This window comes from Aeromonas sanarellii, assembly GCF_000820085.1.
GTDB classification, from domain to species: Bacteria; Pseudomonadota; Gammaproteobacteria; order Enterobacterales; family Aeromonadaceae; genus Aeromonas; species Aeromonas sanarellii.
This window is the reverse complement of sequence record NZ_CDBN01000013.1, coordinates 13,703-29,090: the sequence shown is the minus strand read 5'-3', so window position 1 is coordinate 29,090 and position 15,388 is coordinate 13,703. Positions and strand designations below refer to the sequence as shown.

Genomic DNA, 15,388 nt, shown 5'->3' with positions numbered 1-15,388 from the left:
GGGCTCGGCCAGGGTCGATGCGGGTGGGGCCTCGTCCCGGTGTTCCCGCGGGGTCTCGCTCACGGCGTCGCCCCCCTCAGCCTGGGCGGCTTTTTTGGCCTTGGCACGGGCGATGGCGGCGGCCACGGCGGCCTTCTTGGGATCGGCGTCGGCGGGCTCGGTCAGGATCGATGCGGGGGGGGCCTCGTCCCGGTGCTCTTGCGCGGTCTCGCTCACGGCGTCGTCCCCCGCAGCCTGGGCGGCTTTTTTGGCCTTGGCGCGGGCGATGGCGGCGGCCACGGCGGCCTTCTTGGGATCGGCGTCGGCAGGCTCAGCCAGGGTCGATGCGGGTGATGCCTCGTCCCGGTGCCCCTGCGCGGTCTCGCTCACGGCGTCGCCACCGGCAGCCTGGGCGGCTTTTTTGGCCTTGGCGCGGGCGAGGGCGGCAGCCACGGCCGCCTTCTTGGGATCGACCTCGACGGCGCCGCTCTCCACGCCATCAGCGGCCTCAGTCGCCTTGGCGGCGCGACGTGCCAGCGCCTCCTGCTTGCGCGCCTCTCTGGCGGCAATCATGGCGCCGTTGTCCGGTGCTGGCTCGCTGGTGCCTGCCTGGGCGGTCTCCTGCTTGGCCTTGAGGCGGGCCAGGGCAGCGGCGACGGGATCTTCTCCCCCCGCGGCCGTCATGGCCTGACGGCGCTGGGCCGCCGCCTCGGCATGGCGTGCCTCCCGCGCGGCCTTGTCCCGCTCGAAACGGGCCTGCTTGGCCTCGAAGCGCAGCTTGGCCCGCTCGGCCTTCTCGGCCTCGGCACGGGCCTCGCGGATGTCGTCCTTGGCGATCTTGTAGTACTGCACCAGGGGGATCTCGCTCGGGCAGACCCAGGCGCAGGCCCCGCACTCGATGCAGTCGAACAGGTTGAGCTTCTCGGCCTTGTCGTATTCCTTGACCCGGCTGTACCAGTAGAGCTCCTGGGGCAGCAGGGTGGCGGGGCAGGCGTCGGCACAGGCGCTGCAGCGGATGCAGGCCTGTTCGGGGCCGGGCGGCGGCAGCTCTGCTCGGGTGGGAGAGAGCAGGCAGTTGGTGGCCTTGACCACGGGCACCATGGCGTGGGGCAGGGTGAAGCCCATCATGGGGCCCCCCATGATGACCCGCTGATCCGCCTCCGGTTGCAGCTCGAAGCGTTGCAACAGCCAGCGCACCGGGGTGCCGAGGCGCACCCAGGCATTGCCGGGCTTCTTGAAGGCGTCGCCGGTGAGGGTGACGATGCGCGAGATGAGCGGCTCGCCGTCGATGATGGCGCGCTTGATGGCGAACACGGTGGCGACGTTGAGCACCATGATGCCCATGTCTACCGCACGGCCGCCCTTGGCGACCTGGCGTCCGGTGAGCAGTTCTATGGTCTGCTTGGCACCGCCCGAGGGGTACTTGGTCGGCACCGACTTGACCAGCACATCCGGGTCTGTGGCATGGCGGTTGAGGGATTCGATGGCCGCGGGCTTGTTGTCCTCCACCCCGATCAGGGTGAGCTTGGGCTTGAGCAGGTGCTTGAGGACCCGGATGCCGTCCATGATCTCGTCGGCATACTCCTGCATCAGGCGGTCATCCGTGGTGATGTAGGGTTCGCACTCCAGGCCGTTGACGATCAGGATCTCGGTGAGCTGACCGCGGCCGTCGAGCTTGCTGTGGGTCGGGAAGACGGCGCCGCCGAGGCCGGCGATGCCCGCCTGCTGAATGCGCGCGAGCAGATCGCCGCGCTCCAGATTCCAGTAGTCGGGGCGGCCGTCGCGCGGCCCCCAGGCATCCTCTCCGTCCGGGGTGAGGATGACGCAGAGATCGTCGAGGCCGGAGGGGTGCGCCACCGTGTGCTGTTCGATGGCGGTGACGGTGCCCGAGGTGGAGGCGTGCACCGGCACGATGCGCCCCTTGTCAAAGCCGGTCAGCGGCTGGCCCTTCTTGACCCTGTCCCCCACCCGCACCAGCAGTTCGCCGGCGGGGCCGGCGTGTTGGCGCACCGGGATGATGAGCTGGGGGGGAAGGCCCGCGTCAACGACGGGGGTCAGGCTGGACTGGTGCTTGTTCTCGGGGGGATGAATGCCGCCGTGAAAATCCCACAGAGTGCCGGCTTTGATGCGTTCGAGCAGATGCTGCATGGTTACTCCGCTGTTTATTCCACTATCTTGACCGGAATGGCGACCTTGGCCAGATCCCATTTCCAGTTGTCGACCGTGGTCGGCACCGGGATCATTTCGATACAGTCGGTCGGGCAGGGGTCGACGCAGAGGTCGCACCCCGTGCACTCGGCCGCGATGACGGTGTGCATCGCCTTGGTGGCGCCGAGGATGGCATCGACCGGGCAGGCCTGGATGCACTTGGTGCAACCTATGCACATGTCCTCGTGAATGAAGGCCACCTTCTTGACCGGGGTTGCCGCCTCCTCGCCCCCGTCCAGCGGCTGGGGATCGACCCCCATCAGGTCCGCTATCTTGCGCATGGTGGCGTCGCCACCTGGCACGCACTTGTTGATCTTGTCGCCATTGGCCAGGGCTTCGGCGTAGGGCTTGCAGCCCGGGTAGCCACACTGGCCGCACTGGGTCTGGGGCAGCAGGGCGTCGAGCTGATCGACGATGGGATCGGCCTCTACGTGAAACTTGACGGCGGCAAAGCCCAGAATGATGCCGAAGGCCAGGGCAAGCAGGGTCAGCACCAGAATGGCAAAGAGTATGTGAGTCATAGCGCTATATCTTGATGAGGCCGGTAAAGCCCATGAAGGCCAGCGACATCAGGCCGGCGGTGACCATGGCGATGGAAACGCCGCGGAAGGGGGCCGGCACGTCGGCGGCCACCAGGCGCTCCCGCATGGCGGCAAACAGGATCAGCACCAGGGAGAAGCCGGCGGCGGCACCGAAGCCGTAGATGATGCTCTGGATGAAGTTGTGGCGCTCGTTGATGCTGAGCAGCGCCACGCCGAGCACGGCGCAGTTGGTGGTGATGAGCGGCAGGAAGATGCCGAGCAGGCGATACAGGGTCGGGCTGCTCTTGCGGATCACCATCTCGGTGAACTGTACCACCACGGCGATCACCAGGATGAAGCCCAGGGTGCGCAGGTAGGCGATGTCCAGCGGGATCAGGATGTAGTGCTCCATCAGGTAGGAGCAGGCGCTGGCGAGCGTCATCACGAAGGTGGTGGCCAGTCCCATGCCGATGGCGGTTTCCAGCTTGCCCGAGACGCCCATGAAGGGGCAGAGGCCGAGAAACTTCACCAGCACGAAGTTGTTGATCAGCACGGTGCCGACCAGTAAAAGCAGGTACTCAGTCATTGACGATGGGTTATCCGGTATGAAGGCGGCGGTATTATCTGATGTTAGGTGCCTTTAGACAACCGCAAGGCCGCATGGTTATTATTCGACTGGCCAATTCATGGAGGCATAGTGCGCCCTTTACCCATCCTGACCCTGACCCTGGCCATGCTGCTCTGGTCCAGCTCCTTCATCGCCCTCAAACATGTGCTGGAGGTCTGGTCTTTCGGCCAGGTGCTCTTCATGCGGATGGGGGTGGCCTCGGGCTGCTGGCTGCTGTGCTACCGCCGGCTCGGCAATTTTCACTATCGACAGGGGGACTGGCGCTGGCTGGCCCTGATGGGGGCGCTCGAGCCCTGCCTCTACTTCCTGCTGGAGGTGAACGCCCTGCGTTACACCAGCGCCGGCCAGGCGGGCATGGTCTGTGCCCTGCTGCCCCTGATGGTGGCTCTGGTGGCCTTCGTGCTGCTCAGGGAGCGGGTGAGCCGCCGCCAGCTGCTCGGCTTTGCCATCGCCATCGCCGGCATCGCCCTGCTGGGACTGGGGGAGGGGGCCGACGAGTTTGCCCCCAACGCCCTGCTTGGCAACAGTCTGGAGATGGGGGCCATGCTCTGCGCCGCCACCTATTCCGTGGTGTTCAAGAAGCTCTCCAGCCGCTACGGCGTGATGACCCTGACGGCCCTGCAGGCCTTCGTCGGCACCCTCTTCTTCGCGCCTTTTGCCTTTTCTTCCCCCTGGCCTGCCGCCTGGGCCTGGCAGGACATGGCGGTCATCGTCTTCCTCGGCGCCTTCGTGACGCTCGGCGCCTACCTGCTCTACAACTGGTCGGTGACCCAGGTCAAGGTGACCCTGGCGGCGGCCTATGTGAACCTCATCCCGGTGTTTACCCTGCTGCTCGCCTATCTGCTGCTGGGGGAGACCCTCAGTGCCTTGCAATGGCTTGCCTGCGCCGCCGTGCTGGCCGGCATCGGGGTGGGCCAGCTGCCCTCGGGCAAGCCGCGGCCACAGGCCATCACCACGGGGGGATGAGTCGCCGCCGTTGGGCTACAGTCTGGACAGGGGAGCATCCCGGCCATGAAGGAGCCACACCATGAGCGACATGATCTTGCTGGCCGAGGCCAAGGCACTGCTGAGCCACCACCCTTTTACCCTGGCCGATGCCAGGGCGCTGGAGGCGCTGGAGGAGGAGGCCGTGGGGGAGGAGGGGCTCTGCATCGCCGAGCTGTGGGAGGCGGCTCTCGGTCAGGCCGACGAGGAGGCCAGGCACTATCTGCTTGGGGAGGAGTGATCCGTACCCGAGGGGCTTTATGACCCATAAAAGCGCGGGGCTCTTGGCCCCGCGTCGTCATGGGGGCATCGCACTAGATGGAGAGGCTCTTGACGGTGTCCGAGACGGAGTTGGCGTCCTCGATGATCTCCTTGATGACGTCGGCGATGATGTTGGCCTGATCCTGCCCGGCCACCGCCTTGTCGGAGACGACGGAGACGGTCTGGGTGATCTGGGAGGTGATCTCCGAGTTGTGCTTGATGACGGAGACGATCTCGCTGGTGGAGGTCGACGTCCTGGCGGCAAGCTGTCTCACCTCGTCCGCCACCACCGCGAATCCCCGTCCCTGCTCGCCGGCCCTGGCCGCCTCGATGGCGGCGTTGAGGGCCAGCAGGTTGGTCTGATCCGCGATGCCGCTGATGGTGGAGATGATGGACTCTATGCTCCTGGATTGCTGATTGAGCTGCTCTATCTGCCTGCTGACCGCGTTGACCGAGTGGTTGATGTGGGAGGAGGTCTCCAGCACCCGATCGATCACCTCCCGCCCCTTGGCGGCACTGGCGACGGTTTCGCTCGCGATGGCGCACGCCTTCTGGGCCGCTTCCCGGGTGGAGATGGATTTTTCTACCCGCTCGGTGATGTCGCTCGCCAGCTTGATGATTTTGACCACCTTGCCCTCGTGGTTGAAGATGGGGTTGTAGGTGGCTTCCAGCCAGATCTTCTCGCCACGGTGGCCCAGGCGCATGAAGAGGCCGGACTTGATGTCCCCCGAACCGAGATCGTGCCAGAAGTTGGGATTTTTCTGGTAGAACTCGGGATCGCAGAAGAGGCGATGATGTTTGCCGACTACCTCTTCCAGCCGATAGCCGAAGCAGTGAAGGAAGTTCTGGTTGGCGTTGAGCACTGTGCCATCGGGCTGGAAGTCGATGACCGCCAGGGACTTGTCCAGCGCAGCCAGCAGGGCCTGGGTGCGCTCCAGGGAGGATTGCTGCTGGGTCACGTCCGAGGCGACCTTGGCGATCCGCACCACCTTGCCGTCGATGACGATGGGGAAATAGGTGGCTTCCAGCCACACGGCCTTGCCCGATTTCGACTGGCGGATGAAGCGGCCGCTGCGGGAGACGCCGCCGCGCAGATCCTGCCACAACCCCTCGTAATCGCGTGCCTTGACGTCTTCCGGGAAGCAAAGGGCGCTGTGATGCTTGCCGATCACCTCTTCACGTTCAAATCCCACGATCTTGAGAAACAGCTCGTTGGCGAAGGTGACCACTCCTGCCGGGGTAAACTGAACGAAGGGCACCTGGGACTGGATGGCCCGCTCGAACGCGTCCAGCTCCACCATCCTTGCCGCTTGCTCACTGGCTTCCTTGCTTGTTTTTTGATTCCAGAACATGACGGAGCTCCTCCATGAGACCCTTGAATGACAGACAGACCTTAATCTGAGTGAATTAACAATAGCATTGCTCTTTGATGAATCATCATCGGACCTGGGTTAACTTTTTAATTTTCAATGCTGATTTTATGACTGCTGGATAATAAGGTCTCGAATAAGGCTCTTTTATATTGTTACCCTTCTCTGGCTGCATCTGATATTGGCATGACGGTGTCTCTTTTGACACTTGATATTGTCGTCTCAACATTGGAGGCTTTTATTTCATCGCTTCGGCTGTCGATGAATATCGACCGATGCCGGTGAGGGCTGCATGGCATTGAGGCGCCGGGATATCGGCTGGTGGATTAGCGGCCGGCAGGGCGGCTGAAACAGACGATGAATCGGTATTGATTGTGTGGGAAATAACCCCATGCACATGCCAGTGATCCCCCGATAACCCTTTTACACAGGCGAAGCGCAATATTCCCGGCTCGGCAGCATCCTTATGAACCCGGATGAAACGGGGAGGGCGCTTATTTTGCCTTGAGGGTGGAGAGCCGCTTGTTCAGTGCCTCCATCTCGTCCTGATATGGACGTGTCACGGCCTGCACATCCAGGCGCCGGGTGTCGCCGGTCTCGGTGGTGATGGTGTCTGACTGGCCCTCGTTGAACCTGGTCATCTCGCGGTTCATCTTCTGATCCTTGGCATCCAGTTCAGTGCGCATGGCCTCAAGCTGGCGCTGCTTCCGACCGCTGGCCAGGTTCTCTTCGATATCCCGGGTTCGCTTGTTCGCCCGCTCGACCTCCTCGGCCGAGGGGGTGAAGATGTTCATCCTCACCGGCTCGCTGTCACCGGTACAGGGGATGTCGCTGAAGGTGATGCTGCCGTTGACGGTGCATTTGTAGACCTCGGCAGAGAGCGGGGTGGCCGCCGCCAGCAGGGCGAGGCAGATGACCAGGGTGCGTGACATAGACTCCTCCTTGAATCCTCCCCCTGCACACTAGTACATGGTGCCGGGTCAGACAATTGCTCCCGTCATCCGCGATGAAAGCGAGGGGTTGCCCGTGTCGCAGCGTCCTCTTTACCTGCGAACGGGGCGGCATATCCTGCACACAGGGTGCCCAGTTGCCGTGCGAAACGGCGGATCTCGACCGGTTTTCCCCGCCGTTCATGTAACCGACCATTGAGAATGAAAAAACCGGGAGCAGCCGAAAGTAAGTGGGATCTCGTGGGACAAACTCAAGGCTGACAAGGCTTAGAGGGGTTTCTGTGGTGCCAGGCGCGGGCGGCATCAAAATGAAAGAACACGGACGATATTCGGGAGTGGTGCGTTGAAAATGAAAAACAGGCTGACCGCCTGTTTTTTCCGTTTGTGATTACAGCTACTGGTTTAAATCCGGGTTTAAGCGACTGTCTGTAGCGCCGTCATTTAAAAAAAATCGTGCCCTGCCCAGACAACCTTGCCGATCACGGCCAGGCTCTCCAACTGGTTGGCTGGAACGACCTGCAGGGGGTAATCAACACGGTTATCGCTGATGATGGTGATCCCGCCATCGAAGTTCTTCTGCAAGCGCTTGGCATAGAGTTCCTCTCCAAGCCGCAACACGAAGATGGATCCGTCTTCGATCTGATTCTTGCTGATATCGACCAGGATGGAGTCGCCAGAGTGAATGGTGGGTTCCATGCTGTCGCCTTTGGCGAAGACCACCACCAGGTTATCCGGGCTCAACTTGCGGAACGTGAGCCACTTGCGGCGAAATGCCAGCTTGCGTTTAACCTCATGATCATCATTAAACGCGCCATGGCCGGTACTGACGGTGACATGGTAGCCATCGATCAGCGCGTACTCCTCATCAAACTCGTCACGACGCACCGCCTGCTCGGCAACTCCATCGGGATGTTTCGGGCCCTGACCCGTGGCCAGCCACTCCAGATTCACATTGCACGTTCGTGCAATTCGCAGCGCCTTGTCGATGGTGGGCAGCGAATTGAACGGGGGGAAGTATTTGCGCATCCCCGACTCACTCATCCCCACCAACTCGGCGAATGCCTTGTAGCTCAGACTCCCACGTAGCTCCTCCAGGCGGTCACTCAGAGTATCCATTCCAACCGTCAGAAAAGATACCTCACCGTCTTTTTGTGCTGATTGTGGTTTTTCTTCATAACGCTCTGACATACAAGGAATTCTCGGCTAGTGGCTATTGCTGGTGAGTCGATAGACAAAAAATTCCGCACAAAAAGACTTGTCAATCTTTTTGGGGTGATCAATCATTCATATGTGACGCATTGCGACATAAAATCATTCTTTTATGAATGATAAAGATACGCGCCGCGACACTTGATGATACCGAAACGGGGTGAGTATGTCAGGGAAAACAACAGAGTGGATCAGGGCTGAGCTCATAAAACGCGGATATTCCCAGGCTGCTTGGGCCCGCGCCAAAGGGTTGCATCCCAGAGCAGTGCAGCGCTGCATCAAACAATATGCCCCTTCCATGGGCGTTAGCCCCAAGCGCAGGGAAAGCCGTTCCATCATGGCGCAGCTTTCCGACTCGCTGGGCATCGACTTGCTGGGAGGTGGCCAATGAGTACCTGGTTCACCGCCCAAGGGTTGGCCGGATTGATTGGCATGCCAACCTATCCCGATGGTGTGCGCAAGAAGGCTGAGCGTGAAGAGTGGCAAAGTCGCAAGCGCGAGAAAGGCAAGGGCGTTGAATACCACATCAGCTCGCTGCCCGCAGAAACCCGGCGCTATCTGGCAGAGCAGGCCGTCGCCCTGCAGGGGCAAGCGGTGACCGATCATGCGGCCGGCGGCAAGGCGATGGCCAAGCTGCTTGCCCGCGAGGTGCCGGTGAAGCCGGATGCGGGGCGTAAATTGCTGACCCTGGGCGCTGCCGCCCGCAAGAAGGTGGATGCCCGGCTGCTGATCCTGCAGGCCGCCGACATCTTCCTGACCCCTTACCAAGCCTGCCAGCAAGGGGAGGTGGGGCGCCGCGCCTTTATCGAGGCATACCGCACCCGCAGCCTGTCACTCCCAGCGAGCGTCTATGAGCAACAGAAGCCATTCAGCCTGATCACCCTGCGCCGCTGGCAAGGCACCCTGGCGGATGCCGGTCCGGCGGCGCTGGCTGGCAACTACCAGCGGGAGCGGCCATCCAGCGTCGAGCAAAGCCCGGAGCTGGCCCGCTTCCTCACAGCACTGATCACTGCCAAGCCGCATCTGGCCAACAAGTGGGGGGCATTGCATGAGCTGGCGACCCAGTACAACGAGATGAACCAGCTTGGCTGGCTGATCCCGAGCCAGTCTTCCTTGCGACGCTGGTTGGTCAAGTGGCTGGCAGAGAACAAGGTGGCCTTTACCTATGCCACCAACCCCGACGCCTACAACAACAAGTACCGCACCGCCATCGAGGAAATGTACCCCTGGATGGGTCAGCCCAACGACGTCTGGGAGTTCGACAGCACTCCCGTCGATGCCATGTTGGTGGACGGTCGTCACAGCATCATCGCGGTGATCGATTTGTTCACCCGCCGGGTGCGGTTGCTGGTGGCCAAAACCTCGTCGAGCGAGGGGATCTGCCTGCTGCTGCGCAAGACCCTGCTGGCCTGGGGCACCCTCAACGACAACGGGGTGATGCGCACCGACAACGGCTCCGATTACGTGAGCCAGCGGGTCATGTCCATCTGCACCCTGCTCGGCATGAACGTCAGCCGCTCCAACGCCTATTCGGGATGGGAGAAGCCGCATATCGAGCGTTTCTTCCGCACTCTCTCCCACGGCCTGATCGAGCTGCTGCCTGGCTATGTCGGGCACTGCGTGGCTGACCGTCAGGTGATCGAAGCTCGCAAGAGCTTTGCCGAGCGGCTGGAGGAGAAGCGCAAGCCCAATGCGGAGAAGGAGATCTACGAGCTGGCCATGACCGCAGCCGAGCTGCAGACCCTTCTCGATGACTGGCTGGATGCCCGTTATCACAACCGCAAACACAGCTCGCTCGGGATGACCCCCAACGAGAAGTACCAGAGCGCCCGTTACCAGCGCCGCGCCATCGTCGATGAATCTGCGCTGGATCTGCTGCTCAACCATATCGGGGAGGCCACGGTCTCCAAGGGTTTTATCAAGGCCGGCGGCCTCAAATACAGCGCCCCGGAGCTGCTGGAGAACAGTTGGAAGAGCCAGCGGGTCAGCGTGTTCCTCGACCCGAGCGACGTGGGCCGGGCCATCTTGTACCGCACTGGCGACTGGAACGAGCGGATCGAGGCGGTGAACCTCGACTTGCTGGGCAATGGCGTCAGTCCGGATGCCTTCCGTGCCGCCAAACGTGCCGATGCCAAGGCGCTGGCCAGTTTTCGCCGCGAAATGCGCAGTCTCGCCAAGACCTTCGGCATCAACGAGCTGCATCAGGATGTGGTGCGTCACTTCGTTGACCAGGCCCGTGATGTGGCCCAGTTCCAGCGCGGCGATCTCGGGCTCGATAACCCGGCACTGGCCGCACTCTCAGGCATTGCCGCTCCCCGCGAACCGGCGCAATTCAGCGCCGCCGAACTGGCTGCGATAGAAGCCCGCCGTGAGGAGAAAGCGGCCCGTGCCCAGGCGGCGGCCGGGCAGGAGTCCAGGGCACTCAAGACCGAATACGAACAGGCCATCTATCTGGCCGAGAAGGAGTTGGATACCCCGCTGACTGAGCGGGAGAAGGAGTGGCTGACCAAGTACCTCTATAGCCACAGGCTGATGGCGAAACGGATCCACCGCCATCTGGAAAAAATCAGGTCCGCCCGCAATACCCATGCGCACGGCTAACGAGCGGCCCTGTACATCAACTTTAAAAGGACAAAAACACTATGAAACACAAGATCGTCGAAGTCAAAAACATGATCAAGACCGAGCAACTGCTCGACAACCTGCTCAACCGCTCCAGCATCGTGCCGGGCATTGGTTTGATCCACGGGCCATCCGGTTTTGGCAAGACCACGGCCGTGGAGTGGCTGTTCAACCAGGACGAGGTGAACGGCATCTACGTGCGCTGCTACAAGGCCGACACCGTGACCAGCCTGCTGGAGCAGATCGCCAAGGAGATAGGTATTCCCCAGCGCCACAACTTGCGGGGACAGGTGGACAGCATCGTCGAGGCGGTGCGGGCCGAGGAGCTGGCCATCTTCGTGGACGAGGCGGACTACGTGGTCGGCAATGCCCGCATCATGGAGACCTTGCGCGATATCTACGACGCCACCGAGCAGCCGCTGATCCTGGTGGGGATGGAAGAGATTGCCCGCCGCATCAGCCAACGCAAGCAACTGTTCAACCGCATCTCCCAGTGGATCGAATTCAAGCCCGCCGACCTGGAAGACGTCTCCCTGATTGCCAGCGAAATGCTGGAGGTGGACGTGGAGATCGACGACGCCCTGCTGGACCTTATCCGCAAGCGCTCCAACGGGGTGGTGCGCACCATCGTCTCGGCCCTGGACAAGATCGAGAAGATGGCCATGGCCTCCGATGCCCGGATTATCCGGCTGGAGGACGTGGACGCCAGCGAACTGCTGCATGACGTGCGCCGCAGCCGGTAGCCCTGAACTAGCAAATAACAACAAAGCACGGGAGGGATACCAGTGGTCGGGAAAAGTGTAAACACCAATGCAGAGACGGCTTGGCAGTGGATGTGCCAGCAAGAATCCTTTGATCTTTTGGAGTTAGCGGCTGCCAGCCCATTAAAGCTGGGGAATGTCTATCTGGTTGTTCGGCGCTGGTTGGCAAGTGGCCATCTGCGCTGTGTCTACCAGAAACCATTTGGTCGCCGTATATCGTTCCGGGGCAGTCGTTATCAGGTTGTGGATGCAGCGCTAACACCTCAATTCGGGTCAGGAAACCGCAGCACCAAGCACCGCAAGAAGCGGCGGATACGGCGCAAAACGGTTCAACAAAAGATGTGGAACACCATGAAAATCAGCCGTTTTTTCACCCTGAATGACCTCGCGATCACGTCTGGGATAGATGACAGCGGCGCGAGTACCTTCACCACCTTCCTGGTCCGGGCTGGTTATGTCCGGCTGGTGGACAAGATTGAGCGTTTCAAAGTGAAGGGTGACCAGAATCGCTACCAGTTGGTCAGGGATACAGGGCGATTTGCCCCCATGGTCAGGGCCACACAGGGGGGATGCTGGGATCAAAACGAACAGCGTTTTTACCAGTTCGATGTGAAGGAGGCCCCTCATGGACACGTGGCTTGAGGTTCTGCAAGCCGAGGTGGCGGCCAGCTCGTTGGCTGTGGTGGCCGACAAGCTTGGTCTGTCCCGCACCACCATCAGCCAGGTCTGCAACCAGAAGTACCCGGGCGATCTGGCGCGGGTACAGAAGCTGGTGGAGGGGAACCTGATGGGCCACAAGGTGACCTGCCCCATTCTGGGAGAGATCCCGGTGCATCAGTGCCTGGCTCATCAGCGCCGACGGGCGGATGAGGTCGGAACCAGACCAATGGATATCAAGCTCTGGAAGGCGTGCCACAGCGGCTGCCCCCATAGCCAGCTCAGCGAGGATCAGCAACTGCGCCGGCCGATGCGTCTCGCCGTCGAACAGGTTGGCAAAGGCGTGGAGAAGAGCACCCGCTATGACGCCGAAGCCACCCTCTCCAGATTGCGCCGCCAAGCAAAAAGCGATGGTGAGAACGCCAGCAACAGCCTGCGCATTCTGGCAGAGCTGCTGGCCGAAGAGCTCAAGATCCTTGGCATCAAATACAACCGGTTGCTCGACAAGGTTGAGAAGCACGGCCAATAAACCAGCGGGCTCGGGGTGTGCGGTGGGCCCAGTGAGACATCACAAGGAGAACGGGATGAACAGAAATCTGCAAAACACAGCCGACCAGCTGCGTCTCTGGTTGACGGCGAACGGTTGCAAGGTACGCACCGGCCAGGTGCGCGATACCCCGCTGCTGATGGTGACCGGTCCCTTGCCGCCGGAGATGACCCGGCGGGCCGTGTGGGGGCGCGAGTACCTGGCTGGCGTGGTCAGCGAGGTGGCCATGGTGCGCTTTGGCGGCTGTGTCTTGCACTGGCGCCAGTAAGAGACCACCGAGCAACAACGGGATAAATCAAGGAGAGCCTTATGCAAGAAGCACAGACCAGCAACACGACCCCGATGCGGCAGAACGCCCAGGGTCACTGGGTACCGGAGAACCTGATCGCCCCGGCCGACAAACTGCGCGATGAGGTGGTGATGGGCATTATCGCGGCTGCCAAGGAAGAGCGCTCCCGCCTGGCTGCTTTCAAGATCGGCGCCATGCAGCAGATCACCGACTTTGTGGACCTCTCGGCCGAGCGGTACGGGGTGGCCTGGGGCGGTACCAAGGGCAATGTGACCCTGCTCAGTTTCGACGGTCGTTACAAGCTGATCCGGGCCGTGGGGGAGCACCGCAAATTTGATGAACGGATCCAGGCGGCCAAGGTACTGATCGACCAGTGCATCGCCCGCTGGAGCGATGGTGCCAGCCCCGAGATCCGCGCCCTAGTGGACCACGCCTTTCGGGTTTCCAAGGCCGGTCATATCGACGTCAACCAGGTACTCTCCCTGCGCCAGCTCAACATCGACGACGCCGACTGGGAGCAGGCCATGCAGGCGATCGCCGACGCCATCCAGGTGACCGGTACCAGCCAATATCTGCGGCTCTACGAGCGGGACGCCCAGGGGCGTTACGTTCAGATGAGCCTGGATCTGGCGAAGTTGTAAGGGAGGAGTGCGCGATGGATATCAACGTAGAACAGGCCGAAGAGCAACTGCAGCTCTGTGAACAGATCAGCGAGACCGAAGGCACCTGCTATCCCGATGACACCTATGAGGATGGCATCAAGGCCGCGTTGTTATGGGTGCTGGGGCTGGGCCCGGCTCCGCTGAGCGAAGAGGAGTACCAGGATCTGATGCCGCTGCAGTTCGAGCAGTAACGATGCGAAACAGGGCGGCCGCACCGCCCTGTCTGCCCGGCGTGGTGGCCGGGCACTGATGAGCAGCCGACTTATGTGTGGAAAAGAGCGGCCCAGGCGTTCACCGCCAATAAAGGAGCACGGCGATGACCAAAACAGAGATGGATATTCGGCTTACCAAGATATTCAGCGCGGCCGCCATTGCACAGGCGACCCCTGATAAACGGGCTGTGTGCAGACAGCTCAAGCAGTTTGATAGAGAGGCTCGTGCCCAAGGGCTGTTTGCTCTGGCAGGAGAAGCCAGCCAGATGCGCTGGCAACTGGTAGCGGAACTGCAGCAAGCCAGAGCAGCAGAGGTCAGTCATGGCGGCGTCTAATTGGCAGGCTCTGCTGGCCTATGTGATGAAGTTTGGCCCCTTGAACCAGCAAGGTGCCGAGCAGTGGCTCGATAGTCATTGCCCTGAGTGGCGCAATGGAAACGATGTGCCTGCCGGTCAAATCTGGGTGGCAAAAGTGGGGAGAAGTCATGACAGTAAGCAATGAACGCACCCGCTTGATCCGGCTGGTGCAGGTGGGCCGCCGCTCCCTGGGGCTGGATGACGAAACCTATCGTGAGCTGCTGACCCAGCAGAGTGGCAAACGCTCGGCGGCAGAACTGACGCTCCAGGAGCTGGACAAGGTGCTGGTGGCCATGAAGGGGGCAGGGTTTAAACCGACTGTTAAACGTGGCGTAAAAGGAGGCAAGCAGAAGCGTTTAAGCCCGGTCAGCGGTACCCCGGTTCGGACGGCTGAGATAGGGGTGATCCGGGCTATCTGGATCACCATGGCCAAACACGGCCTGCTGCGTGATGGCAGTGAGACGGCGCTCAATCACTATGTTGAGCGTCAGACGGTGCGGATCAATAACGGGGTGGGTGTGGCCGAGGTGTCCTGGCTCGATGGTGCGTTGGCTTATTCGGTGCTGGAATCCCTCAAGCACTGGCATAAGCGGGAGATGGTCAAGGCCCTGCAGGCGGCCAATAAAACTATCCCCATCAATGAAAAGACCGGGCGGGTGGTGGGCTATCAAGCCGTGCTGGCGGCCTTTGAGCAGATGCAGGCGGAGGTGCAACATGGATAGCAGCCAAGAGAATCTGGACCTGTTCGCCGATGACCATGAATCCTTGGGACAGTTGGTGGACCGGTTGGATCAGATCCCGGCGGCCGAGCTGACTGCCAAATGGCCCAAGGCACTGGCCGAGCTGGTCGATGTGCTTGCCTGTGAGCTGGGGCGCGGCGGGATGGCGGCAGATAAGGCCTTGACCCAGGCCCGTAAGCTGGCATTGGTGCAGGCCCACTATATGGGGGGCCGCGCTTATTACATCCCCACCGGCGAACATCTCAAGGCGGCGCTGCGGGACCGAGCCATTTGGGATGAGTTCAATGGCCGCAACATCGACCAACTGGCTCGCAAACATGGGCTTTCTGTGCCTCAGACCTATGCGGTGGTGGCAGAACAGCGGGAGCTGACACGGCGCCGCCATCAGCCTGACTTGTTCGGATATCAATAGCGATGGCCCTCACGTTACGA

General features: G+C 61.4%; 18 protein-coding genes, 1 other RNA gene and 1 pseudogene. 13 read left to right on the top strand and 7 right to left on the bottom strand.

The genetic code is table 11. The annotated features are described in order from the left end of the window. From rsxC to rsxA, 3 genes are all read right to left on the bottom strand, one after another. On the bottom strand, positions 1-2,127 hold a 2,127-nt coding region (gene rsxC, locus BN1132_RS02230; protein ID WP_042074616.1), incomplete at its 3' end, for an electron transport complex subunit RsxC. Between the two features lie 14 nt (positions 2,128-2,141). Continuing rightward, the gene (gene rsxB, locus BN1132_RS02225) at positions 2,142-2,708 is read right to left on the bottom strand and encodes an electron transport complex subunit RsxB (RefSeq protein ID WP_042074613.1); all 567 of its coding nucleotides are present in this window, start codon (positions 2,706-2,708) and stop codon (positions 2,142-2,144) included. A gap of 4 nt (positions 2,709-2,712) precedes the next feature. Then, positions 2,713-3,294, bottom strand: coding sequence for an electron transport complex subunit RsxA (gene rsxA, locus BN1132_RS02220; protein WP_010673981.1), 582 nt, complete (start codon positions 3,292-3,294; stop codon positions 2,713-2,715). A gap of 111 nt (positions 3,295-3,405) precedes the next feature. On the opposite strand from rsxA, the gene BN1132_RS02215 reads away from it, so the two are divergent. Both BN1132_RS02215 and BN1132_RS02210 read left to right on the top strand, forming a co-directional pair. Then, complete coding sequence (locus tag BN1132_RS02215) at positions 3,406-4,302, top strand: DMT family transporter (protein WP_042074609.1); 897 nt, start codon at positions 3,406-3,408, stop codon at positions 4,300-4,302. A 61-nt stretch (positions 4,303-4,363) separates the two neighbouring features. Then, entirely contained in the window at positions 4,364-4,561 is a 198-nt protein-coding gene (locus BN1132_RS02210; RefSeq protein WP_010673983.1) for a hypothetical protein, read from the top strand. Positions 4,562-4,634: 73 nt separating this feature from the next. On the opposite strand, the gene BN1132_RS20495 is transcribed toward BN1132_RS02210, so the two are convergent. From BN1132_RS20495 to BN1132_RS02195, 4 genes and pseudogenes are all read right to left on the bottom strand, one after another. After that, a complete protein-coding gene (locus BN1132_RS20495) occupies positions 4,635-5,066 on the bottom strand; it encodes a methyl-accepting chemotaxis protein (protein ID WP_280136280.1) in 432 nt (143 codons plus the stop codon). Positions 5,067-5,174: 108 nt separating this feature from the next. Then, a pseudogene (locus BN1132_RS20490) lies at positions 5,175-5,882 on the bottom strand (PAS domain-containing protein); the annotation flags it as partial. A 563-nt stretch (positions 5,883-6,445) separates the two neighbouring features. Further along, on the bottom strand, positions 6,446-6,883 hold the full coding sequence (locus BN1132_RS02200; protein ID WP_010673985.1) for a DUF4124 domain-containing protein: 438 nt from the start codon (positions 6,881-6,883) through the stop codon (positions 6,446-6,448). Between the two features lie 459 nt (positions 6,884-7,342). Further along, complete coding sequence (locus BN1132_RS02195) at positions 7,343-8,089, bottom strand: LexA family transcriptional regulator (RefSeq protein ID WP_084202549.1); 747 nt, start codon at positions 8,087-8,089, stop codon at positions 7,343-7,345. Between the two features lie 408 nt (positions 8,090-8,497). On the opposite strand from BN1132_RS02195, the gene BN1132_RS02190 reads away from it, so the two are divergent. From BN1132_RS02190 to BN1132_RS02145, 11 genes are all read left to right on the top strand, one after another. Next, positions 8,498-10,711: a DNA-binding protein gene (locus tag BN1132_RS02190; RefSeq protein WP_042074600.1), complete on the top strand. Its 2,214-nt coding sequence runs from the start codon at positions 8,498-8,500 to the stop codon at positions 10,709-10,711. A gap of 41 nt (positions 10,712-10,752) precedes the next feature. Continuing rightward, positions 10,753-11,475 carry an AAA family ATPase gene (locus BN1132_RS02185; protein WP_042008341.1) on the top strand — a complete coding sequence of 241 codons (723 nt, stop codon included), beginning with the start codon at positions 10,753-10,755 and terminating at the stop codon, positions 11,473-11,475. 42 nt (positions 11,476-11,517) lie between these two features. Further along, positions 11,518-12,135 carry a hypothetical protein gene (locus BN1132_RS19850; protein WP_157005290.1) on the top strand — a complete coding sequence of 206 codons (618 nt, stop codon included), beginning with the start codon at positions 11,518-11,520 and terminating at the stop codon, positions 12,133-12,135. Beyond that, entirely contained in the window at positions 12,119-12,679 is a 561-nt protein-coding gene (locus tag BN1132_RS02175) for a hypothetical protein (RefSeq protein WP_042074595.1), read from the top strand. The genes BN1132_RS19850 and BN1132_RS02175 overlap by 17 nt, the downstream gene beginning before the upstream one ends. A 55-nt stretch (positions 12,680-12,734) precedes the next feature. Continuing rightward, on the top strand, positions 12,735-12,965 hold the full coding sequence (locus tag BN1132_RS02170; protein ID WP_042074593.1) for a hypothetical protein: 231 nt from the start codon (positions 12,735-12,737) through the stop codon (positions 12,963-12,965). A 41-nt stretch (positions 12,966-13,006) separates the two neighbouring features. Continuing rightward, positions 13,007-13,627, top strand: coding sequence for a DUF3164 family protein (locus BN1132_RS02165; RefSeq protein ID WP_042074590.1), 621 nt, complete (start codon positions 13,007-13,009; stop codon positions 13,625-13,627). 14 nt (positions 13,628-13,641) lie between these two features. Further along, entirely contained in the window at positions 13,642-13,839 is a 198-nt protein-coding gene (locus BN1132_RS02160; protein ID WP_042074589.1) for a hypothetical protein, read from the top strand. Between the two features lie 2 nt (positions 13,840-13,841). After that, positions 13,842-13,911: hammerhead ribozyme type II (locus tag BN1132_RS19275), an RNA gene on the top strand. Positions 13,912-13,964: 53 nt separating this feature from the next. Next, a complete protein-coding gene (locus BN1132_RS02155; protein ID WP_042074588.1) occupies positions 13,965-14,195 on the top strand; it encodes a hypothetical protein in 231 nt (76 codons plus the stop codon). A 149-nt stretch (positions 14,196-14,344) separates the two neighbouring features. Further along, the gene (locus BN1132_RS02150; protein ID WP_042074585.1) at positions 14,345-14,938 is read left to right on the top strand and encodes a gp16 family protein; all 594 of its coding nucleotides are present in this window, start codon (positions 14,345-14,347) and stop codon (positions 14,936-14,938) included. Next, the gene (locus BN1132_RS02145; RefSeq protein ID WP_042074583.1) at positions 14,931-15,368 is read left to right on the top strand and encodes a Mor transcription activator family protein; all 438 of its coding nucleotides are present in this window, start codon (positions 14,931-14,933) and stop codon (positions 15,366-15,368) included. The genes BN1132_RS02150 and BN1132_RS02145 overlap by 8 nt, the downstream gene beginning before the upstream one ends. Positions 15,369-15,388 lie beyond the last annotated feature (20 nt).